Genomic DNA, 22,748 nt, shown 5'->3' on the forward strand with positions numbered 1-22,748 from the left:
ACACCCATAAGGCTGAATTGTTTCAGAATCCACGACCGGTAAATGCGGATATCGAAAAAATCGCTAGGTTTGGGCCTCTTTTACAAAATCTGAACTCAACTATGAAGAAAAATCTAATCCTGCTGCTGCTTTTACTTTCGGTAAAACTGGTAAGGGCAGACGAAGGCATGTGGCTGCCGTACCTCCTGGGCCAGCAAACCTATGCGGACATGGTGAAAAAAGGTCTGAAGCTCTCCAAAGAGCAGCTTTACAGCATCAATAAGTCTTCCATGAAAGACGCCATCATCATCTTCGGCGGCGGCTGCACCGGCGAGATCGTCAGCAACGAAGGTCTCATCTTCACCAATCACCATTGCGGCTACGCGGCAATCGCCAGCGCCAGCAGCGTGGAAAATAACTATCTCCGCGACGGCTTTTATGCCAAAAACAAACAGGAGGAAATCCCCTCCAAAGCCCTCTCCGTGCAGTTCCTCGTACGTATAGAAGACGTGACCGCCAAAGTGGAAGAAGTGCTGAAAGGCGTTTCCCTCAACGAACGCGCTGCCAAACTCCAGGGCGTTTACGGCGAAATCATTACCGCGGCTACCTCCGGCAACGGTTACGAAGCCCGGGTGATCCCCATGTTCAGAGGCAACCAGTACATCCTTTTTGTGTACGAACGTTATAAAGATATCCGCCTCGTTGGCACACCGCCCGAAAACGTAGGCAAGTTCGGCGGCGATACGGACAACTGGGAATGGCCCCGCCACACCGGCGACTTCTCCGTGTTCCGCGTGTACGCCGGTAAAGACGGCAAACCCGCTGAGTTCGCAAAGGACAACGTGCCCCTTAAGCCCAAACATTTCCTGCCGGTATCCATCAAAGGCGTGAAAGAAAACGACTATGCCATGATTTTCGGGTATCCCGGCGGCACCAACCGTTACGAAACTTCCCTTGGCGTAAAGCTGAAAACCGATGTGGAAAATCCCTCCATCGTGTCCCTGCGCGACATCCGCCTGAAATATATGTTCGAGGAAATGAAAAAAGACCCGGCCGTGAAGCTGCAACTGGCATCTTCTTACGCCGGCATCGCGAACTACTGGAAGTTCTTCGACGGGGAAAGCAAACAACTGCTCAAGTATCATGTGTACGAAGAGAAACAAAAACAGGAAGCCACGTTCCAGCAATGGGCCAAAGGCAAACCCGAGTTTGAAAATGTATTCCCGCAATACGAAAAGGCTTACAAAGCATGGGCACCTTACACCAAAGTGCGCATCTACCTGATGGAAGGCATCCTGGGCTCTCCCTTGGCGGCTTACGCCAGCTCACTGGGCGCTGTAGAAAACGCCATCCTGAAAAAAGGTGACGTAAAAGCCGCTGTAGCTGCTGCTGACGCCGCCCGCACCAATTTCCTGAAAGAGGAAAACAAAGCCAGCGACCAAAAGATCATGGCTATCACGGCGCAGATGTTCTACGACGACATCCCTAAAGATCAGCACCCCATAGGATTCTACGAAAGCCTTAAGTCTTTCGGCGACCTGGGTGATGAAAAAACATACCGCACCTGGGCGGCCAATGTATTTGCAAACACCATGATCCTGAACGACGCGAAATGGAAAGCCTTCACCGGCAACCCGGATGCTACCGTGCTCCAGGACGATCCGGCTTATGCCTACGCATCTGCTTTTGTGAAAAATTATGTGGGCAAATACCTGCCGCTCTTTAACCAGTTCACCACGGAGAACAACGACCTCGGCCGCCTCTATCTGAAAGGTGAAATGCAGCGCCAGCCCACCGCAAACCGTTACCCGGATGCGAACTTCACCATGCGCCTTTCCTACGGCCAGGTGAAACCCTACAAACCCCGCGATGCTGTGGCTTACGATTATGTAACCACCATTGACGGCGTGATGGAGAAATACAAACCGGGTGATTACGAATTTGATCTCCACCAGGACTTTATTGGCCTGGTGAAGAAAAAAGATTTCGGCCAGTACATCGATGCAAAAAGGAATACGCTGGTAGTGAACTTTATTACTACGAACGATATCACCGGCGGCAACTCGGGCTCTCCTGTCATCAACGGAAACGGAGAGCTGATCGGCCTTGCGTTCGATGGTAACTACGAAGCGCTGAGCCATAAAATTCAGTTCGACAAAAACCTGAACCGCACCATCTGCGTGGATGTGCGCTACGTACTGTGGTGCATAGACAAGCTGGGTGGCGCGAAAAATATCATCAACGAGCTGAAGATCGTTAAATAAATAATCCTTCGGTTCAAATAAAAACCGGCTGCTTCCGTGTGGAGGCAGCCGGTTTTTTTATATCTGTCGGGGGATAATCCGCTTCCCCGGCGCTGTTGTAGTTTAGGTTTATCCCGCGTTCGCAACTTTAACGAGGAAATTCTCCACCGCTCTTCTCACCACGGTGGAGGTGGAATTATGGTTGTTCACCAGCACACTGAAGATGAGCGTTTTCCCCGTCTTCGTTACGATGTAACCGCTGAGCGCAACACATCCGCTGAGCGTGCCGGTTTTGGCATACAACCTGCCGGGCAGCGCCTGGTAATAAGCCCGCAGCGTGCCTTTACCGCCTGAGGAGAACAACGGCCAGAGGCGTTCCTTCGGATATTTTTTGATGAGTTTATCCAGCACGGTCACAAAGTCGCGGGGTGTAAAGAGGTTGTACCTGGAAAGTCCTGAACCGTCCACCCAGCTGGGGGGATGTGGCAGGTCGCTCAGGCTGCTGTCCAGCATATATTGAATGATCTTCCGGCTGTCTATCGTATCGAATTTTTGTGCGGCGGCCATCATGAGTATCTGCTCGGCGAAAAAGTTATCGCTGCGGTGCATCATGGGCTGGAACAAGGTGTCCGACGGGATGCTTCTCAGCAGCGTGTTTTCCTTCACCACCACCGACGGTAAGACGCCTACGGGCTTGCGGAGCGTATCCTGTAAACGGCGGGCCAGCTGCTGGCGGTTGCCGGTGATGTAGGGCACTTCAAAGGAACGCGTGGCGGATTCGTCCGCGCGGAGATGGAGGATAAAAAGATTTTCCCGTTCTTCCCTGTCTGCCAGCGCTTCTGTCGGTGCGCGCTCGTAGACGAGTTCCGTGGGGAATTCAGGCGTCATGGTATACCCTGCGCCGGTGAGTTTCACCCAGGCCACGTTTCCATACATCGGCCATTCATTCAGCTCGGGCTGGTAATAATCCGCATAATCGCCCCAGCCCCAGCCCGGCCCGAAACGTTTGTTTTTGATCGCGGCCGGTTGCAGCCAGATGCGTTTGTTCGTATGGGAAAGCAGGTCCATCACCGGCTGGTATTGAAAATCCGGGTGGAGGAAAGATGGATCCGCTGTACCGCTTACAAATATAGCGGTGTCGTTTTCCGCATAACGTATGCCGGGCAGGGAATCGCCCAGCAATTGCAGGCCGGTATAAAGTGTGAATATCTTCGTATTGGACGCGGGCATAAAGAACTTATCGTCCTGGTGCTGGTACCAGTATTTGCCGGTGGATGGGTCGTAGATGCTGATGCCTACGTGCGCGTCGCGCAGCCCTTTGGCCTGGAGCACATCCTGTTGCGCCCACTGGCGGAGGTTCTTAGGCTGGGAATAAGCCGCTGCGGAAATAAAAAGAGCAGCGAAAGCGAGGTAGATCGGTCTCATGTTTATCAAGATAAAACTTTCTTTTTAAGATATCATCCTGTAAACCGGGGCCGTGTGCGAAAACTGGTCGGCTGTGAAAAAGAAAAGGCCGGCCAGAACGGCCAGCCTTTAGCTGTTCATTACTTATTTCAATTAAGAGAAGTATTTGGTAATGCCCGGTTTGGCATACGCATAGTTGCCTTCGGAATCAGGCAGTATCGGCGGAGGCGCGTCAAATGCATATTTCGCGGGTTGCAGGTTGATGCCGGAAGCCAGTGCTTTATCATAAGCAATGGACTGGCCAGAGTAAGTAGACATACGGCCGATGATCGCGGTGAGCGTAGCTTCCACGCCGCGTTTCGCGTCCTGGAATTTGTATTCTCCTTTTGCGATCGCTTCAAACAGCTCGTCGTGTTCTGCCTGGTAGGGGCGGTTCTGCTGCTTGCGGTCGAACTGGTACAGTACTTTGCCTTTGTGGTCGAGGATGGTGCCCCTGTCGCAGATGATGCGGCCTTTGGTACCCACGATCTCTTCATCCACGCGGCTCACTGAATCTTTCCAGTGGCGGCATTGTGCGTTCATCACCACGCCGTTGTCATAACGGTATTCCACGAAGTGGTGGTCATAGATCTCGCCGGAATCCTTGCCGGTACGGATGGCGCGGCCACCCATGCCCACTGCCGTCTGCGGTACTTTGCCCATGAACCAGTTGCCCACGTCGATGTTGTGGATGTGCTGCTCTACGATATGATCGCCGCAGAGCCAGTTGAAATAATACCAGTTACGCATCTGGTATTCCATTTCGGTGTATTCGGGTTTGCGGGGTTTTACCCACAGCGCGCCCTGGTTCCACCAAACCTGCATGGAAGTGATATCGCCGATCATACCGTCCTGTAAACGTTTGTACAGCTCGCGGTAAGAGGTTTGATAATGGCGTTGGAGACCAACTACCACGTTGAGTTTTTTTGCTTTTGCTTTTTCAGCGGTTTCCAGCACTTTGGCGATACCCGCGGGGTCGGTGGCCACGGGTTTTTCCATGAACACATGTTTGCCCTGCGCAATCGCTTCTTCGAAGTGAATGGGGCGGAAACCCGGAGGCGTGGTAAGGATCACCACATCCGCTTTCGCCATAGCCTGTTTGTAACCATCGAAGCCGACGAACTTGTCAGCAGCCGTTACGTTCACACGCTCCGGCGTTTTTTTCATGGATTCAACAATGTTGTTATAACTATCGTCCAGCCGGTCCTGGAAGGCATCCGCCATGGCCACCAGCTGTACGTTTTCTTTGGTGCTGAGCGCCTGTACGGCAGCCCCGGTACCACGCCCGCCGCAACCGATCAGCGCGACTTTGATCACGCCCGGTGCGCCTGAAAAATAATTTGTTTCAGCTGCATGAGACAAAATGGGTGCCGCCATCAGACCTCCCGCCAGTAAAGAGGATTGTTTTACAAAGTCTCTGCGACTTTGACCGTGGAATGAGTGTGCTTTTTCGTTTTCCATGATGGGTATTTTACCGGGACTATTTGCTGCTAGTACCGTTTGTGATTATAATAGAACATTAGCTCTCCTGAGAAATTACTAAACCTTTTCCGTAAATCCATCCTGTGACAGATTTTTGACGGAACCGGGATTTAACGGGCGCCTACAAACTGGTCTATCGCATCGGCGAAGAACTTCTCCGCTTCGGCTTTAGTGGGTTGTTTTACCGGTCTCACGATCCTGAACCCGATAAAAGGCGCGTCCGCGTTCCACCATTTGCTTTTGGGGATCTGCGGGTCGCGGTCGTTCCAGGCCTCGTCCGACTTCAGGCGCGATGCGCTCCTGGCCGCGGTGGCAGGCTCCAGGTAATGGCCGCCTTTGACGGTACGGGGCGTTTTGTCCGTAGGTTTGTTCCAGGGGTTGGCCGCTTCCGCTTTTTTGTAGGCTTCTTCGTCGTACTGGTCCATCGTCCATTCACCCACATTGCCCAGCATGTCGTAAAGGCCCCAGGCGTTGGGTTTCAGCTCGCCTACCTTATGGTACACTTCCGTACTGTTCTCTACCGTCCAGCCGTAATCTTTTAACTGCGCGGCATCGTTGCCGAAAGGATAAGCCGTGGTGCTGCCCGCGCGGCAGGCGTATTCCCATTCGGCTTCCGTGGGCAGACGGTAAAAAATGCCGGTTTTGTTATACAACCAGCGGCAATACATCAATGCGCCGTACTGGCTCATGCTGTTCGCCGGAAAACCGCCGCTTTTGCCCATACCGAGCGTAAGATCGATGTAGGGCGGGCTGGGGCGCGTCATGCCATCGGGCAGGGGCGTCTGGTCTTTATCTTTATCCGCATACAGGTCGTATTGGTCAAAGGTGAGCTCGTAAGCGCCCATCCAGAAGGCATCTATCTTAACTTTTTTTTGCGGGCCTTCGTCCGCATTGCGTCCCGGTTCCTTGTCAGGGCTTCCCAGCAGGAATTCCCCCGCTTTGATGGGTACCATTTTGATGGTAACATCGGATCCCGCAATCTTTTGTTCGTAAGGCGCAGAAGGGTTTTCATTCTGGGCGTAGGCCGTACTGGCTACCATTCCTCCCAGCAACATGATCACTGTTTTCTTTCTCATCGGCAAAATGTGCTAAAAATGTTAAGCGTGTGAATTTATTAAATCCGGGCCTTGAATGCAATATTAATTTTATAAACGTTAAATATTGAGTACGAATGTTGCAATTTCTGCGTAAATCTTACCCTGGGATGGCTTTTTTATCAAATCATTCGGATTTCCATTGAAAAGCTATTAATTTCCGGCTCAGCACAGCTCATTTTAACTAAAAACACGCTATGGAAAGAAGAACCTTCCTTCAACAAGGTACCCTGGCCGGCATTTCGGCCCTCGCCCTCGGCGGCTCCGCCACGGCAAAAGCCGCGGAAAAAGGCCCGGAAAAGGCTGAAAAAACCTTCAACCTGGACTATGCCCCCCATGCCGGTATGTTCAAAAACAGCGGCGGGGAAGACTTCCTGGACCAGATCCGCTTCATGCACGACCAGGGCTTCCGCTCCATCGAAGACAATGGCATGCTGGGAAGGGATACCGCCATGCAGAACAAGATCGGCGACCTCCTCGCCAAACTCGGCATGCGCATGGGCGTATTTGTGATAGATGGCGGCGAGAACTGGAAAATATCCCTCACCACCGGCAAACAGGAACACCTGGACCTATTCCTCAAAACCTGCGAACGATCCGTGGAACTGGCCAAACGCGTCAATGCAAAATGGGCCACCGTGGTACCCGGTTTCTTCGAGCGTAAGCTGCCCATTGGCGTGCAGACCGGCAATGTGATAGATGCCCTCCGCAGAGGCTCCGAAATACTCGAAAAAGGCGGCTTAACCATGGTTCTGGAGCCCCTCAGCGACACCCCGGACCTGTTCCTCCGCACTTCGGACCAGACCTATATGATCTGCCGCGCGGTGAACAGCCCTTCCTGCAAGATCCTGTACGATATTTACCACATGCAGAAAAACGAAGGCATGCTGATCCCGAACATCGACCTGTGCTGGAGCGAGATCGCCTACATCCAGATCGGCGACAATCCCGGCCGTAAAGAGCCCGGTACCGGCGAGATCAACTACAAAAACATCTTCAAACACCTGCACCAGAAAGGATACAAAGGCGTGATGGGTATGGAGCACGGAAACGCCAAATCCGGTAAGGAAGGCGAAACCGCCCTCATCAAGGCTTACCGTGATGCGGATAATTTCCTTTAATATTTTCCATTGATGAAAAGAATACTCTTACTGGCCGGGCTGATCCTGTTCTGCTCAGCCATTTATGCGCAGAAAATAAAAGTGGCCTGCGTGGGCAACAGCATCACAGCCGGCCGCGGGCTGGGAGACAGCACCTATCCCAAACACCTGCAACGCCTCCTGGGCGATGGTTACGAAGTGCGCAACCTTGGCATCAGCGGCAGAACGCTGCTCAAAAAAGGCGATAAACCTTACTGGGCCGATTCACTGTTCACCGTTGGCAAAAACTGGGCGCCGGATATCGTGATCATCAAACTCGGCACAAACGACTCCAAGCCGCAGAACTGGGACGCGAACAAAAATGACTTTGTTCCCGACTACGAAGCGTTTATCGAAGAATGGAAAAACCTGCCTTCTAAGCCGAAGATCTATGTCTGTTTCCCGGTGCCGGTTTTCCCGGTGAACGGGGCCGCTGAAAACAAATTCCGGATCAGGGAAAGTGTGGTGAAAGGCGAGATCATTCCCGCCATCAAAAAGATCGCGAAGGCGGAGAAGGTAAAGATCATCGATCTGTATAAAGCGCTTTCCGGTCACGGCAGACATTTCGCGGACGGTGTGCATCCGGACAAACAGGGTGCGGTGCTGATCGCGGAAGCAGTGGCGAAGGGGATCAAATAAAGATGTTGAAATAATACCAAAAGAAAAGGGGCCGATGTGGCCCCTTTTCTTTTATGCGTAATCTTTTATTTATTCAGTTGCGACTGTAACCATGATATACACAGTCCGGGCCAGCTGTTCAGCACCGGGTCTTTCGGCCCCATGCCATAGCCATGGCCGCCGTGGTCATAGATGTGCAGGGTGGCGGACACTTTGTTTTTTACCAGGCCCTGGTAGAACAGGATGCTGTTTTCCACCGGCACGGTTTTATCGTCCGTGGAGTGTATCAGCATGGTGGGTGGCGTTTCCGGGGTGATGCGGAGATAGGTGCTCAGGGAATCCTTTAATGCCGGTGAAGCATCGGGGCCAAGCAGGTTCAGCGCGCTGCCTTTGTGGGCGTACTCGTTGTTCATCGCGATCACGGGGTATACCAGCACTGCAAAAGCCGGTCGGGTGCTCCATTTCTCCGTTTCTTTCGTGGCCTGCGGGTTGCCGGGGATGATCATGGTAGCCAGCGTGGAGGCTAAGTGCCCACCGGCTGAAAAGCCCAGCACGCCTATCTTTTCCGGGTTCAATCCCCAGGATTTTGCTTTGCTTTTTACCAGGCGCATGGCATTGGTCACATCGTTGTATTGCGCGGGATAACGCGAGCCGCTTTGCTGGCCGTCGTTCAGGCGGTAGTGCAGCACGATGGCGTCGTATCCCTGCGCGGTAAAAAACGCGGCAATGTCTTTCCCTTCATGATCTATGGCCAGGTGCGTGTACCCGCCACCGGGGCAGATAAGCACCGCGGCGCCGTTCTTTTTATCACCGGCGGCGGTGTAATGGTCTATATGCGGTACATCGTCCACTTTGCGGCCTCCCGCAATGCGCAGCTCAGTCTGCCCGGGATACAGATCTATTCTTTCCTGTGCTGAAACGGTAATTGTTGTTAGCATAAGCAATGCAGCGGCAAGGCTGTTTTTCATACAATGCAGAATTAGGGTGGATTAATGAGGCGTAGCGCGTCGTTTGATCATTCCTCCGCGCGTATCGTTGATATTCGTTTGCACAATAAACGCTTTTTCATCGATTTTTTCAATCTCATCTATGATCTTATGCACCTCAAGACGGGTAACAACCGTATAAATGATATCGATGTCATCCGCCATTTCCCCTCTTTTCCCGTATCCGCTTTTCCCTTTAAACACCGTCACGCCTTTTTTCAGTTTAAGCGTGAGGGTTTTCCTGATCAGTTCGCTGTTCGGCGAAATGACCGTCAATGCTATATACTCCTCGAAACCCTGGATCACAAAATCCACTGTTTTGGATGCTGACAAATAGGTAAGCATGGCGTACAGCGCCGTTTCCACGTTGATCAGCACAGCAGCCACCCCAAAAATGATCACGTTAAAATACATGATCACCTCACCGATGGACAGCACCGTTTTCCGGTTGATGTACAATGCCAGCACCTCCGTACCATCCAGCACGGCGCCGCCGCGGATGGACATACCGATGCCCGCACCCAGGAAAAAGCCGCCGAATATGGCGATCAGCAGTTTGTCCTGCGTGATCACCGGCACTTTGATGAGCGCCAGCGCGGTGGCCAGCCCTATGATCGCCACGATGGTTTTGATGGTGAAGGTTTTGGAAAGCTGGCGGTATGCCAGTAAAATGAACGGTACGTTGAGCACTACCAGCAGCACGGAAATGGACCAGCCGGACAGGCGGTTCACGAGCAGGGATATACCCGTTACGCCCCCGTCAAGGAAACCGTTGGGCAGCAGGAAAGCCTTCAGGCCAAGGGCCGCCAGCAGCACGCCAATGCCTATCAGGACCGCATCCTGCGAATTCTGGATAATGTTCAGCCGCGCTAACCGGGCTCTACGGGATCTGTTCAAGGAAGAGTAATGATTTTCAGTTCCAAATTACGAAAACCAAACGGTAAAAACCCCTACAGGCGCTCCTGGTTGCGGAGCCAGCGCTCAGGTATTTCATTGTTGCTGGCCATCAGGTAATCCGTGTAGGCGCAGGGCACAAAGTTTTTATCGGGCAGCTGCATCCACCAGCGGCCTGTTTTTTTGCTTTTGAGGAAGATCGTATCTATATCCGTAAAGGCTATATGAAATTCAAGGAAGGATTCTCTTTCTGTCAGCTGGGCTTCTTTGTTTTTTACGGAACGCCCATCCATGAAGTACCAGAGCATCTGCGCAATTTGTTTGGCGGTGAGGTTGTCCCGGTCTTTTTCAGGAAGGTAGCCGTAAATGCCGTAGGTGCTGAGCTGTGCGCTCATACCGGCATAACGGCTGAGGGCGCAGGCTTCTTCGCCGCTAAAGCCGTTTGGCGACACTGAATTGGCGGGCGCGTCCGTGTGTTTGATCATATTGATATCCACGCTGAACAGGTCCGTATTGCGCAGTACCGGTTCGATCTCCTCCAGGTTCTCCCGTACTTTGCCGAGGCGGTAGCAGTCGAAGCGGAGTTTGTCCAACGTTTCGAGCATACGCGGCTGTACAAAATAACTCTGGAAACCGATGTGGTTATAATGGCGGATGTAGTTGGGCTGCTCCATGAACATTTCCAGCAGGAAACGTTTGCTGCGCAGGGGAGAGTTTTCGTGAAGGTCTATCTGCGCATCGGCTACGGTAGCTTCGATGATGTATTTTTTGCTGGCGTACGCCTGGTATTGTGCGTAGGTGAGGTCGTGCGAGCCGCCGAGGATGATGACAGTTTTGCCGGCGTCGATAAGTTCGGTCAGGACGGTTTTGAATGCGGCATATGTATCAGTGAGCGTGCGGCCGGCGAGTATATTTCCCGCGTCCGCGAGGCGTACATCTTTATGCCAGTGGTAGAGCTGATAAAATTCCCGGCGGATATTATCGGGAGCGGCATTGGCGTTGTTCGGCGTGCCGTTGCCGCGCTGTTCGCCTGCGCCAAGAAGGATAATATCGGCGGTGTCAAGGTCGGGGATATGATCATCTCCATACACATCGATAAGGTTACCGATCTGGAGGTCATCATATGTTTCATCTTCATTTAATCTGGCTTTGGACACCGGAGCAAGGTAATCCTGCAAGTGTGGAAAGTCTATCATCACAACGGATATTATTTGCACGCAAACCTACAACAAGAATTTTAGAATTCATGCAGCGTGCTGTTGTTCATTATAATGAACGGTTTGATTCAGAGGATAGTGAGGAGGAGGTTGCACAGGAATGCCGGGCGATCCAGGCTTAAGCTGTGACGTTGTAATCAGTTCAATAACGTGTGGAATAGTTACCAGAAACAGGGTGCGGCTTTCCGCGGCGATAATCTGTTCTTTTAATACAACCTGAAATGTGCAGTAAAGATCGAGGCAGGTCTGATGGCTACCGGATAAGTACGCTGGTTGTTTACTCAGTTTTTGTGGACGATGAACTCAAATGCTTTAGGCTCCTTGCGGAAGAAGGCGCGCTCCAATACACGGCGTTTGCTACTAACGCGGTGTTTGTTGCAGTCTGCTACTTCGGTGGCAGTAGCCAGGTAATCCATTGTTTCAACAAGGCTCAGCATATCGCTGATCTGTTTAACCTCATACTGGATCTCCTGCTCGTTGTAGCGGTCTTCATGTAACAAGATGAGTAAGTCCCTCTCTACAGGCTTCATGCTAATTACGTTTGATTGTTTTTCTCTTTTTGTTGACATCAATTTCCAATAACGTGTTCCATTTCCTGCATTACAGGTAATTTAAGGAATGGAGAGGTATAGCGATTAAAATATCCGATTAGTGTTTCATCCGCCCCTTTTGCATTGGAGGGCACCCGCAATCGTTTTTCTTCAGCACACTGCAACCTGACCACGTTAAACTTCCCATTACTAAGAAAACCAAAATCCATTTGTACTTTTTCATACTACGAAAATAAAAACTGCGACGATATTTGCTAGTCTATCTGAGCGGGTGTTTACCTTTTCTTAACAATGATCATTTCTAAATTAAGCTATTTTCGCAAAAAAATTTTAATTATTTGTCCACAAGCTTCCCGGCCAGAAAAAAAGTGCTGATTGTTCCCCTCGATTGGGGCCTCGGCCACGCCACGCGCGACATTCCGCTGATACACGAACTATTAAACGCTGGTTGTGAGGTAGTTATTGCCGCCGAAGGAAAACATGCCGCCCTGCTCTCCCGGGAATTCCCTGAACTCACCATTCTCCCCCTTCCGGGATACCACATTACATATTCGCAAAAAGGCCTCTTTTTCGGGCTGAAGATCGTTCAGCAGGTGCCCAAAATATGGAAGGCCATCCAATATGAACAGGCCTGGCTGCGCAAAGCCGTGGAGGAACACGGCATCAGCGGCGTGATATCGGACAACCGGTTCGGCCTCTACCATTCTTCCATCCCCTGTGTGTTCATTTCCCATCAGTTACTTATCAAAACGCCCTTTGGCGGCATCATGGAACGGGTGCTGCAAAAGCTGAACTATAAATACATCAATCGTTATTCCGCCTGCTGGATCCCGGACTTCCAGGGGGAGCCCAACCTGAGCGGAGCCCTCGCCCATCCCGCTGAACTCCCCGCCAATACTTCGTATCTCGGCTGCCTCAGCCGTTTTGAGCCGAAGGAAGGCGTCGAAAAAAAATATGACCTGCTTGCCCTCATTTCAGGCCCGGAACCGCAACGTACGAACCTGGAAGAGCTGCTGCTGGCGCAGATCAAACAGATGCCCGGCCTGAAAGCCCTGATCGTCAGCGGCCGCCCGGATCAGGCTTCTCAAAAAGAGATCATGCCCGGCGTAACACAGGTGAGCCACCTCGGCGCCAAAGAGCTGAACGAAGCCATGCTGGCCTCTGACATGGTGCTCAGCCGCTCCGGCTACACCACCCTGATGGACCTGGCCAAACTCGATAAAAAAGCCATCCTCATTCCCACGCCCGGCCAGTCCGAACAGGAGTACCTGGGCAAATATCTCATGAAAAAAGGGTATTTCTACAGCGTGCCCCAGGCACAATTTAATCTCAAAGAAACGCTGGACGCTACCCGCAATTTCCCTTTCACGCCTTTCCGGCACGGACAGGACATGGAAGCCTATAAAAAGGTCGTTCGGGATTTTGTGAAAACGCTTTAAAAAATCTCTGCCCGGTGGGTGAAAAACACGTTAGCGAAATCTGTCATTTAAAATTCATTAACGAAACACGGCTTACAGCGCGTTCTTCAGCGCCTCCACCGTCTTTTTATCATTCCCCGCAAAGATCTGTTTGCCGATGATGGCCACCGGCCGTTTCAGGAACGTATATTCCTCCAGGATAAGGTCCCGGTAGTCGGCTTCCGTTAATTCTTTTCCTGCCAGGCCCCTTGCCTTGTATTGCAGGGAGCGGCGGCTGAACAGCGCTTCGTAGCTGCCCGCCATTTTTTTCATTTCGTCCAGCTGCGCGGGTGTTATCTTTTCCGTCTTGATGTCCTGCAGCTTCACCCCTTTTTCCACAGCCTGTACTTCTTTAAGGATCTTCCTGCAGGTGTCGCAGGTAGCTAAATGATAAATCTTATTCATCCTGTAAAATTATGAATTATGGGTAATTCATTACTTTTACCGCATGCACAAGAAACTCTTTTTATTAGATGCCCTGGCGCTCATTTACCGCGCTTATTATGCATTGATCCGGAACCCAAGGCTCACCAGCAAAGGCAAGAACACCAACGCGCAGTTCGGTTTCACCTCCACCCTGCTGGACCTTCTCAATAAAGAAAAACCCACGCATATAGCCGTGGCCTTTGATACCCACGCCCCCACCGAAAGGCATACCGATTTCGCGGATTATAAAGCCAACCGTGAAGACGCCCCGGAAGACCTCCTGGCCGCCCTGCCGGACATCAAACGCATCATCGAAGGGTTTAATATTCCTGTGCTGGAAGTGGATGGTTACGAAGCGGATGATATCATTGGTACCGTAGCCTGGCAGGCCGCCGCACAGGGTTACACCGTGTATATGGTCACGCCGGATAAGGATTATGGCCAGCTGGTAAAAGAAAATGTATTCATCTGGAAACCGCCCGCACTCGGCAATAAAGAAGAGATCATGGGGCCGAAGGAAGTGTGCGAGCGCTGGCAGATTCAAAGCGTGGACCAGGTGGTGGACATCCTCGGCCTTATGGGCGATGCGGTGGACAACATCCCCGGCATCCCCGGCGTTGGGGAAAAGACCGCCATGAAACTCCTTGCCGAATGGGGCACCCTGGAAAATGTGATTGCCAACGCGGACAAGATCAGCGGCAAGATGGGCGAAAAAATACGCGCAGGCGCCGAAAGCGCCACCCTCTCTAAAAAACTCGCCACCATCATCACCAATGTGCCCGTGCAATTCCATGAAGAAGATTATTGCTGCACCGAAGTGAATAAAGAAAAGCTCAGCGAGATATTTTCCGAGCTGGAATTTAAAACCCTCGGCAAACGTATACTGGGCGATACTTTCAACGCCATCGGCGGAGAAGCCGCGCCTGGAAAAGCCGTTCAGCAGGACCTCTTCGGCCAGCCGGTGGAAACCGTTTCCGCCGCAGCGGACAACCTCGTTCAACAGGCGGAAGGCATTGAATCCATCGGTCTGGTCGCCGATAAAAACATTGAAAATACCCCGCACACCTACCTGCTCGCCGATACGCCTGAAAAACACGCGGAACTGGCCGCTCTTCTTATGAAGGAGCCCATCATCAGCTTCGATACCGAAACCACCGGTACAGATGCCAATGCGGTGGATATCGTGGGCATGAGTTTTTCCATCAAACCCACGGAAGGCTGGTACATCCCGCTGCCGGTGGAACGGGATGCTGTACTGGCGATCCTCGAAGTGTTCCGCCCCGTATTTGAACGCGAAGACGCCCTGTTCATCGGGCAGAACGCAAAATATGATATGATCGTGCTGAAATGGTACGGCATAGAAGTGAAAGGTAAACTCTTCGACACCATGCTGGCCCACTACCTCATAGAGCCGGAAGGCCGCCGCAGCATGGACCTCCTGAGTGCCCAATACCTGCAATACGCGCCGGTTTCCATCGAAACGCTGATCGGGAAAAAAGGAAAGGGCCAGGGCACGATGCGCGACGTGGAAATCGAAAAGATCAAAGAATACGCGGCCGAAGATGCGGACATCACGCTTCAGCTCAAATCCAAATTTGAGCCCATGCTGAAAGAACGTTCCGTTGAAAATGTGTTCTACGATATAGAAAGCCCGCTTGTAAAAGTGCTCACCGATATGGAATACGAAGGTATTGCCGTAGACCAGCAGGCGCTGGCCGACTATTCCAGGGAGCTGGAAACGGAGATCAAAAAAGCGGAGGAAAGCGTGTATCAGCAGGCCGGCGTGCGTTTTAACCTGGCTTCTCCCAAACAGCTGGGTGAAGTGCTCTTCGAAAAGCTCCAGCTGGACCCGAAGGCCAAGAAGACCCGCACCGGTCAATATGCCACGGGAGAAGATGTACTGGCCAAACTCGCCAGCAAACACCCCATCGTGGAAAACATCCTGGTTTTCCGGGAGCTGAGCAAGCTGAAGTCCACCTACGTTGATGCCCTCCCGTTAATGATCAACCCCCGCACGAACCGCGTACACACTTCCTACAACCAGGCGGTGGCGGTTACAGGGCGCCTCAGCTCAAACAACCCGAACCTTCAGAACATCCCTATCCGTACGGAAAGGGGCCGTGAAGTACGCAAGGCCTTCGTGCCGCGCGGCCCGGAGTTCACGCTGCTCTCCGCGGATTATTCCCAGATCGAGCTGCGCATTATCGCCGCTATTTCGGAAGATGAAAATATGATGGGGGCTTTCCGCAGCAACCTGGACATTCACACTGCCACTGCTGCAAAAGTCTACGGAGTTGACCTTTCTGATGTCACATCAGATATGCGCCGAAACGCGAAAAGTGTGAACTTCGGCATTATCTACGGCCAGAGCGCGTTTGGCCTCAGCGAAAACCTGGGCATCCCGCGCAGCGAAGCCAAAGCCCTTATCGATAACTACTTTGCGCAATACCCTTCCATCAAAAAATATATGGAAACCCAGGTGAAATTCGCGCAGCAGACGGGTTACGTGCAAACCCTGATGGGACGTAAACGCTGGCTGAAAGACATCAATTCTTCCAACGCCGTGGTACGCGGTTTTGCCGAGCGGAACGCCATTAACATGCCCATCCAGGGGACGGCGGCGGACCTGATCAAACTGGCGATGATCTCACTGCATAAAACCTTTAAGGAGCATAATTTCCGCTCCCGCATGATCCTTCAGGTGCATGACGAGCTTGTGTTTGACGCGCATGTGGATGAAGTAGAGACCATCAAACCCCTGATCATAGAAGGTATGCGCCGCGCCATGCCGAAGCTGGCCGATCAGCTACCCATTGAAGCGGAAATAGGCACCGGCAAAAACTGGTTAGAAGCTCATTAACAAACTTGAAATAATGGCAGGGGACATCGTTAGTACCCCTGCCAACATGTTCCCCAAAAACTGTCAATTCTTTCCTGGCATATCCCTTGCATTTCCGAAAATCGTTTACTAGTTTTCATATATGATCCAAACCTCGAGGTTACAATTGTTACCCTGCACGTTAAAGTATTTCGAAGCGGCTCTGCATGGGAATGAAGCATTGGCACAGATACTACTTGCAGACGTACCGGAACAATGGACGGAATTTCCTGAAATGGTGTTGGTGGCTTACGATAAATTACGCAACGACCCGGATTTGCTGGGTTGGTTTTTTTATTTGGCCATTCACCGGGCGGACAACCGGCTGATAGGCACCGGCGGCTTCAAAGGCCGGCCGGATGCGAACGGCGTGGTGGAGATCGGATATGAAGTTTCTGCTGCCTACCGGGAGCGGGGCTACGCTACGGAAATGGCGGAAACCCTTATCCGGTTTGCTTTCAACCATACATATGTGAGTAAGGTGATTGCCCACACCCTCGAAGAATATAACGCCGCCGTGAAAGTATTACAAAAAGCAGGTATGCATTTCGCCGGAGCCGTAAACGGCACGGATGCGGGCGAACTGTGGCGCTGGGAGATCACCCGCGAACAGTTTGAAGCCGCCAATACCGCTCATCAATCCTCCTGAGGCCCGTATAACCCTGAATCTTACATTTGCTGCTTTAATAAACCAACTAAAGCAAGAGCATGAAGAAATTGTTGTTGAGTGCCGCAGTATTGTGGAGCATGACTGCCGCCGCACAAACCATTCCCCAGACTAACAAGGAAGGCAGCCAATACCAGTTCACCGTACTGAAGAACCTTGACGCCTATGCCGTACAGAACCAGGGCCAAACCGGTACCTGCTGGTCTTTTTCCGGGCTTTCTTTTTTTGAATCAGAACTCATTCGCAATGGTAAAGGCAAAGACCTTAACCTCAGCGAAATGTTTGTGGTGCGCAAGATGTACCCGCTCAAAGCGGCCAACTACGTGCGTATGCATGGCAAAGCCAACTTTGGCGAAGGCGGCGGCTTCCCGGACGATCTGCTGTGCCTGAAAAATTTCGGCCTCGTTCCGCAGGAAGCATACGACGGCAACCGCCAGAAAACTTACAACCACGCTGAGATGCTGGGCATCATGGAGGGCATGACCAAAAAACTCGGCGAATCCAACACCGTGAACCCCAACTGGCAAAAAGCGCTGGAAGGTGTGTTGGACGCATATATCGGCGCTACGCCGGAAAATTTCCAGTATAACGGAAAGTCTTACACCCCGCAGTCCTTCGCTAAAGACCTGGGCCTGAACGCGGACGATTACGTAATCGTTTCTTCCTTTAATCACCACCCTTTCTACGAGCAGTTTGTGCTGGAAGTACCGGATAACTGGAACTGGGAAAAAGTATACAATGTGCCGTTGAACGACTTCACCACGATCGCCGAGCAGGCAGTGATGAACGGGTATACCATTGCCTGGGCGGCGGATGTAAGCGAGAAAGGTTTTTCCTACAAAGACGGCCTGGCCATCGTTCCGGAGAAAGACTGGGCGGACTATTCAGCCAAAGATCGTGACGCACTGTTCACCCAGCCCGCTAAAGAAAAAACCATCACACAGGAAAACCGCCAGCTGGCTTTTGATAATTACGAAACGCAGGATGACCATGGCATGCACATCACGGGCCTGGCCAAAGATCAGCAGGGCAACAAGTTCTTTATCGTAAAAAATTCCTGGGGAACCGCGGGAAGTCCCTGCAATGGTTATTTCTACGCTTCCATGCCGTATTTCGCGTATAAGACCACCTGTTATATGGTGAATAAAAAAGCGATCCCGGCCGCGTTGGCAAAAAAGATGGGGATCCGATAAACAAATTCCTATGTGCTGTTTGTAACGGCATTGTTATACAGAGAAGCTGTTTCCGCAAGGGAGCGGCTTCTTTTTTAACTGATGGCTTCCCAGCTGCCCGCTCCTTCCCTAACCAGTTCAGGCTCCGGGCCGGTGCAGTCTATTACCGTTGAAAACACCATTCCTCCAGGCCCGCCATCCACCACGATGTCCACCAGATTGCCGAATTTATCATGGATGATCTCCGGGTCTGTATATTCTTCCACATATTCTTCAATGGGCAGTGAAGTGCTCATTACGGGATTCCCCAGTTCTTTCACGAGTGTGCGGCAGATCAGGTTATCGGGTATGCGGATACCGACGGTATCACGTTTTGTTTTGAGCATTTTCGGCACCTGCCTGCTGGCAGGCAGAATGAAGGTGTATGGCCCGGGCAGGGCTTTTTTCAGCATACGGAACAAAGGCGTGTCCACACTTTTGGTATAGTCCGTAAGATGGCTGAGATCATAGCAGATAAATGAAAAATGCGCTTTTTTCGCGTCTATCCCTTTGATCCGCGCGATCCTTTCCACGGCTTCGTGTTTGAAAATGTCGCAGCCCATGCCGTACACGGTATCTGTCGGGTATATCACCACCCCGCCATCCTTCAGACATTCGATGATCGTCTTCAGGTTTCGCGGGTTCGGATTTTGCGGATGCAGTTCTAATCTCATGAGCCTTGGTTTGTACTATAATAACAATCTTGTCCGTTGTTATGTTGCCGGTGGAAATTACGCATTCATGCGCAAACATAATATTCAATAATCTTGCTAACTTTCCGCCCGGTTTAGAAAACTACCCGGATGAAATTAAAAGGTATCGTCCCCAGAACCTGGCGGCTGTTTAAAAGAATTTTCCTCATACTGTTCGTAGCACAACTGTTGTATATTATCCTGTTACGCTGGGTAAACCCTCCTATCACCCTCACCATGATCAGCAGCTGGTTCAGCCTTTGGGGCACGGACAAAAGTTTCAAACGGGATTATGTGAACTTTGATGAGATGAGCCAGCATGTAAAACTGGCGGTCATTTCCAGCGAAGACCAGTTGTTTCCCGACCACGACGGCTTTGATTTCAAATCCATCGAAAAGGCGATGAAACACAACCAGAAAAGCAAAAAGATCCGTGGCGCCAGCACTATCAGCCAGCAGGTAGCCAAAAACGTATTTCTCTGGCAGGGCCGCAGTTATATACGGAAAGGGCTGGAAGTGTACTTTACTTTTATGATCGAGAAGATCTGGGGCAAAAAACGCATCCTCGAAATGTACCTGAATGTGGCCGAGATGGGCGAAGGCGTGTTTGGTGTAGAAGCAGCCGCACAGGCCAATTATCATAAACCCGCCGCCGCCCTCAACCGGGAAGAAGCCGCCATGATAGCGGCCTGCCTGCCAAACCCGGTGAGATACACCGTGAATCCTCCCGCGCGCATTACTGCCATCCGCCAGCGGAAAATACTGGTGCAGATGCGCAATCTCGCGCCTGACCCGGATGTGGCGGCACTGATAAAATGATCTTAATACTGTTTGTATTATTTCCCTGATTCCATTGCCGGGTTTAACATATGTTCAACCGCCTCCACGGCGGTTTTCAGGCGCTGCTCATAATCCCCCCGGATGTCCGCCCAGGGAATGCCGGAATTCACTACAATATCCCGGTAAATGTTGTAGAAATATTCTCTTTCTGAAGGATGGGGATGTTCCCGGAGCGGATCATCCGTCCAGGGAATATCTATGTAGGTAAGCAGGTAAAGATCATACTGCCGCGCCGCGATCATTTCGAGGATGCGCGGGTCGCATTCCCCGTATTTGGCTTCGCTCCATACTTTGATCACCTGCAGGTCCGTATCGCAAAAGATGAGCCCGTTTGCCCGGGAAGCGGTGTTGTCTTCCTGTTCCAGCTGGCCTTTTGCGATCGTAAGCAGGTCGCCTTGTTCGTAAGGCCTTATGATGCTAAGGTTCTCCAGGTATTCGCGCGCATATTCCCGCACCCATTCTGTATTGAAATGCGCGGCGAGCTGCTCGCTCAATGTGCTTTTGCCCGTAGATTCAGGGCCTATGACTACGATCCGTTTCAAGGATTGTTTTCGTTTAGCTGTTGACGGTAGAGTTTCCTCCAGTGGAAATAACCGTTTACCGCAACAATGAACAGGAATATCGTTAAAAGCGCTGTCAGTGCAAGGTGTTTGTAAAACAACAGCGGCACCGCCACAAAGTTGGAGATGTTGAGGAATATCCAGTTTTCGATCTTCCTTTTCGCCAGCAGCCACATACCGCTACAGGCCGTTGCGGATACAAATGCGTCCAGGATAGGAACGTCGGAGTCTGAGAACCTGCGAAGCAGGAAATAAATAATACTCCACCCTATTACTACAATAGCTACCGCGGTACCAAGCTCACGCCGGTTTACAGCGGATATGCCCACATGATCGCCGGCGCTTTTTGTATTACGGCTCCAATAGTACCAGCCATATACGCTCATGATAAAATAATAAGCGTTCAGCGCGGCTTCGGCGTACAATTTAAAATGCACCTGCGCCAGCATATACGTGTAAATGCCCGTGCTGACAAGCCCTGTAGGATACACCCATACACTGTTCTGCCGCGAGCACAACACGCTGATCACGCCGAACAGTACGGCGATGCCTTCCAGCAACGTCATCTGCTGAAATCCTTTTAATACTTCCTGGTAGATCTGTTCCATATCTGGTGAAAAAACGGGGGCTGAAATTCATCAGCCCCGCGAATGATTTTTATTCCTGGTCACCGATCAGCACGCCTGACACATTCCAGAAACTGAAGCTACCGCCCTCCGGTTTACCCAGCGGAATGGCCACCTGCAAGGTATGCCTGCCCGGCGTCAGCTCCGGCAGCGGAATGTCTACCGGCAGGGTTAAAGTGCCGGGGCACCAGTTGCTCCTGCTCAGGTCCGATGAAGATAACCCGTTTCCGAAATTACCGGATGCAGGATTCAACAAACGGTAAGTAGCGCAGTCTTCCCTCCATGGGAAAAAGTGATACGTCCTTTTGCCGTCTGCGAATATCTCGTTCAGCTTGGGATTAAACTCATCCCCGCCGCCCCAGCCGCCGTGGCCGGTAGTGATGTAACGGAGTTTGAGGTTTTTCACGCCCTGCGGCACGTCTACCGTTACGGTCAGCGAATCCTGGTCGAAGAGGGTGGCGTATTCCTGGCCGGCCATTTCCATGAGGTTCGTGGAGTTAAACACGGGCATCACCCATTTTTTATTCTCCGCGGTGGCCTCGCCGTCATAGCCGGGATAATATTTAAAACTGAGGCTGGTTTTGTGGCCGCCTTTGTCGTAGTTGCCGATATAGACACCGATCCATACTTCGCCTTGCAGGCGGGGGGAGAGATCGGAGATGTCCTGTTTATACACCGCTGAGTCCGCCCAGTCGTAGCCTTTGATGCGGGCCTGTGCGTTGAAATGCCTTACGCCGAAGGGTGTGAAGAAACGCATCAGTTCCAGCGGCGCCACGTAGTTATCTGTCGTTACGTAGCCCTGGTATTTTTTTCCGTTACGGCCGGTGGTGATCGGCAATACGGCTGCGCTTTGCTGAAGGCCGTTCAGAAAAGTAACGGCTTTGTCCGTCGGGATCATAAACACGGAACCGGTACGGTCATAAGCATCGCCGTTGGAGTATTGCGTCAGTTCGGCGAAGAGGCGCTGGCCTGGCTTGATGGCGGGCAGTTTTACTTTTTTCAGGATCACGGTACCGCCCGCGAATTTGTAGGTTGCGTTCAGCGTTTCGCCCGCAGGGTTCTCTATCTTGTTGCCCCAGCTGATCTGCTCGCGGTCAAAGATGGGCAGTGTGGTGTAACGGCTTTCTATCACCTGGCGCTGATAGGTGGGCTCATCCACGATCTTTCCTTTATTGGCGGGCCAGTTCAGCTCTTCGGCGGTTACCGTCCTGTATTCGATCTGCTTTGCGTAGGTTTCGGAATTGCCGTTGCGGATGGTTTTGAGCACAAGGCCCAGGCCCGGGGCGATGGTGATGCCCGGCGTGCCTTTTATTTTAAGATCGTTGGTATACCACACCTCGATGGTGTTCGACCGGATGAAGACTTTTGCTTTTTTACAGGGGACGCCGGCAATGGTGTCTATGCCGGGGATCAGTTCCGGTTTTACGTATTCGGAGAAAGGTTTTTTGAGGGTGTAGGTCTCGCCGTTGCTGTTCAGCACCTGGTAGCTGGCTTTTTCCCCGTAGTGGAGGAATTGTTGCTCCGTTTGCCTGCCCATGGGGGCCAGCCTCACTTCTTTTCCTTTGATATACAGCTTTTGCTCTCCGCGCGATTCTTTTCCATTGTTCTTAAAGCCATAGGTGATCACCGCTTCAGACTGTTGCGCAAACAAAGACGCACTGGTCATTACCAATGCGCATCCAATTAAAAACCCTCTCATAGACATTTTTTAATGATTGCAGGATGTAAAGCTAACAATCATAAAC

At 51.7% G+C, this 22,748-nt stretch carries 20 protein-coding genes; 8 read left to right on the plus strand and 12 right to left on the minus strand.

Annotated features, from left to right (window positions below):
• Positions 1–101: 101 nt before the first annotated feature.
• Positions 102–2,243: a S46 family peptidase gene (locus EG028_RS26815; RefSeq protein ID WP_120519363.1), complete on the plus strand. Its 2,142-nt coding sequence runs from the start codon at positions 102–104 to the stop codon at positions 2,241–2,243.
• A gap of 108 nt (positions 2,244–2,351) precedes the next feature.
• On the opposite strand, the gene EG028_RS26820 is transcribed toward EG028_RS26815, so the two are convergent.
• The 3 genes from EG028_RS26820 to EG028_RS26830 form a co-directional block, all read right to left on the minus strand.
• Positions 2,352–3,647 carry a D-alanyl-D-alanine carboxypeptidase/D-alanyl-D-alanine-endopeptidase gene (locus tag EG028_RS26820; RefSeq protein WP_120519364.1) on the minus strand — a complete coding sequence of 432 codons (1,296 nt, stop codon included), beginning with the start codon at positions 3,645–3,647 and terminating at the stop codon, positions 2,352–2,354.
• Positions 3,648–3,779: 132 nt separating this feature from the next.
• A complete protein-coding gene (locus EG028_RS26825) occupies positions 3,780–5,126 on the minus strand; it encodes a Gfo/Idh/MocA family protein (protein WP_120519365.1) in 1,347 nt (448 codons plus the stop codon).
• A gap of 131 nt (positions 5,127–5,257) precedes the next feature.
• Positions 5,258–6,223 carry a formylglycine-generating enzyme family protein gene (locus EG028_RS26830; protein ID WP_120519366.1) on the minus strand — a complete coding sequence of 322 codons (966 nt, stop codon included), beginning with the start codon at positions 6,221–6,223 and terminating at the stop codon, positions 5,258–5,260.
• A gap of 215 nt (positions 6,224–6,438) precedes the next feature.
• Here EG028_RS26830 and EG028_RS26835 point away from each other — a divergent pair, with 215 nt between their 5' ends.
• Both EG028_RS26835 and EG028_RS26840 read left to right on the plus strand, forming a co-directional pair.
• Positions 6,439–7,362 (plus strand): hydroxypyruvate isomerase family protein, encoded by a 924-nt coding sequence (locus EG028_RS26835; RefSeq protein WP_120519367.1) that lies wholly within the window; start codon positions 6,439–6,441, stop codon positions 7,360–7,362.
• Positions 7,363–7,374: 12 nt separating this feature from the next.
• Positions 7,375–8,019 (plus strand): GDSL-type esterase/lipase family protein, encoded by a 645-nt coding sequence (locus tag EG028_RS26840; protein ID WP_120519368.1) that lies wholly within the window; start codon positions 7,375–7,377, stop codon positions 8,017–8,019.
• 65 nt (positions 8,020–8,084) lie between these two features.
• On the opposite strand, the gene EG028_RS26845 is transcribed toward EG028_RS26840, so the two are convergent.
• From EG028_RS26845 to EG028_RS26860, 4 genes are all read right to left on the minus strand, one after another.
• On the minus strand, positions 8,085–8,966 hold the full coding sequence (locus EG028_RS26845) for an alpha/beta hydrolase (RefSeq protein ID WP_120519369.1): 882 nt from the start codon (positions 8,964–8,966) through the stop codon (positions 8,085–8,087).
• 21 nt (positions 8,967–8,987) lie between these two features.
• Complete coding sequence (locus EG028_RS26850) at positions 8,988–9,881, minus strand: YitT family protein (protein ID WP_120519370.1); 894 nt, start codon at positions 9,879–9,881, stop codon at positions 8,988–8,990.
• A 53-nt stretch (positions 9,882–9,934) separates the two neighbouring features.
• Positions 9,935–11,074 (minus strand): formimidoylglutamase, encoded by a 1,140-nt coding sequence (locus EG028_RS26855; RefSeq protein WP_120519371.1) that lies wholly within the window; start codon positions 11,072–11,074, stop codon positions 9,935–9,937.
• A 302-nt stretch (positions 11,075–11,376) separates the two neighbouring features.
• Positions 11,377–11,625, minus strand: a complete 249-nt coding sequence (locus tag EG028_RS26860; protein WP_123864809.1) for a hypothetical protein — start codon at positions 11,623–11,625, stop codon at positions 11,377–11,379.
• Between the two features lie 359 nt (positions 11,626–11,984).
• Between EG028_RS26860 and EG028_RS26865 the strand changes: the two genes are divergently transcribed.
• Entirely contained in the window at positions 11,985–13,085 is a 1,101-nt protein-coding gene (locus tag EG028_RS26865; protein ID WP_120519374.1) for a glycosyltransferase, read from the plus strand.
• 72 nt (positions 13,086–13,157) lie between these two features.
• Here the strand turns inward: EG028_RS26865 and EG028_RS26870 are convergent, their stop codons facing one another.
• Positions 13,158–13,508, minus strand: a complete 351-nt coding sequence (locus EG028_RS26870; RefSeq protein ID WP_120519375.1) for an arsenate reductase family protein — start codon at positions 13,506–13,508, stop codon at positions 13,158–13,160.
• 43 nt (positions 13,509–13,551) lie between these two features.
• On the opposite strand from EG028_RS26870, the gene polA reads away from it, so the two are divergent.
• From polA to EG028_RS26885, 3 genes are all read left to right on the plus strand, one after another.
• The gene (gene polA / locus EG028_RS26875) at positions 13,552–16,389 is read left to right on the plus strand and encodes a DNA polymerase I (protein WP_120519376.1); all 2,838 of its coding nucleotides are present in this window, start codon (positions 13,552–13,554) and stop codon (positions 16,387–16,389) included.
• A 121-nt stretch (positions 16,390–16,510) separates the two neighbouring features.
• Entirely contained in the window at positions 16,511–17,056 is a 546-nt protein-coding gene (locus EG028_RS26880; protein WP_120519377.1) for a GNAT family N-acetyltransferase, read from the plus strand.
• A gap of 59 nt (positions 17,057–17,115) precedes the next feature.
• Positions 17,116–18,267, plus strand: coding sequence for a C1 family peptidase (locus EG028_RS26885; RefSeq protein ID WP_120519378.1), 1,152 nt, complete (start codon positions 17,116–17,118; stop codon positions 18,265–18,267).
• Positions 18,268–18,341: 74 nt separating this feature from the next.
• Here EG028_RS26885 and EG028_RS26890 read toward each other — a convergent pair whose 3' ends face one another.
• Complete coding sequence (locus tag EG028_RS26890; protein ID WP_120519379.1) at positions 18,342–18,959, minus strand: L-threonylcarbamoyladenylate synthase; 618 nt, start codon at positions 18,957–18,959, stop codon at positions 18,342–18,344.
• 129 nt (positions 18,960–19,088) lie between these two features.
• On the opposite strand from EG028_RS26890, the gene mtgA reads away from it, so the two are divergent.
• Complete coding sequence (gene mtgA, locus EG028_RS26895) at positions 19,089–19,796, plus strand: monofunctional biosynthetic peptidoglycan transglycosylase (RefSeq protein WP_120519380.1); 708 nt, start codon at positions 19,089–19,091, stop codon at positions 19,794–19,796.
• A 17-nt stretch (positions 19,797–19,813) separates the two neighbouring features.
• On the opposite strand, the gene EG028_RS26900 is transcribed toward mtgA, so the two are convergent.
• The 3 genes from EG028_RS26900 to EG028_RS26910 are packed head-to-tail and all read right to left on the minus strand — an operon-like array spanning position 19,814 to position 22,702.
• A complete protein-coding gene (locus tag EG028_RS26900) occupies positions 19,814–20,359 on the minus strand; it encodes an AAA family ATPase (protein ID WP_120519381.1) in 546 nt (181 codons plus the stop codon).
• Positions 20,356–20,985: a nicotinamide riboside transporter PnuC gene (pnuC, locus tag EG028_RS26905; protein WP_120519382.1), complete on the minus strand. Its 630-nt coding sequence runs from the start codon at positions 20,983–20,985 to the stop codon at positions 20,356–20,358. Before pnuC ends, EG028_RS26900 begins: the two co-directional genes overlap by 4 nt.
• Before the next feature lie 49 nt (positions 20,986–21,034).
• A complete protein-coding gene (locus tag EG028_RS26910; protein ID WP_120519383.1) occupies positions 21,035–22,702 on the minus strand; it encodes a PNGase F N-terminal domain-containing protein in 1,668 nt (555 codons plus the stop codon).
• Between the last annotated feature and the right edge of the window lie 46 nt (positions 22,703–22,748).

It is taken from the genome of Chitinophaga barathri, from assembly GCF_003807585.1.
In the GTDB taxonomy this organism is placed as follows: Bacteria; Bacteroidota; Bacteroidia; order Chitinophagales; family Chitinophagaceae; genus Chitinophaga; species Chitinophaga barathri.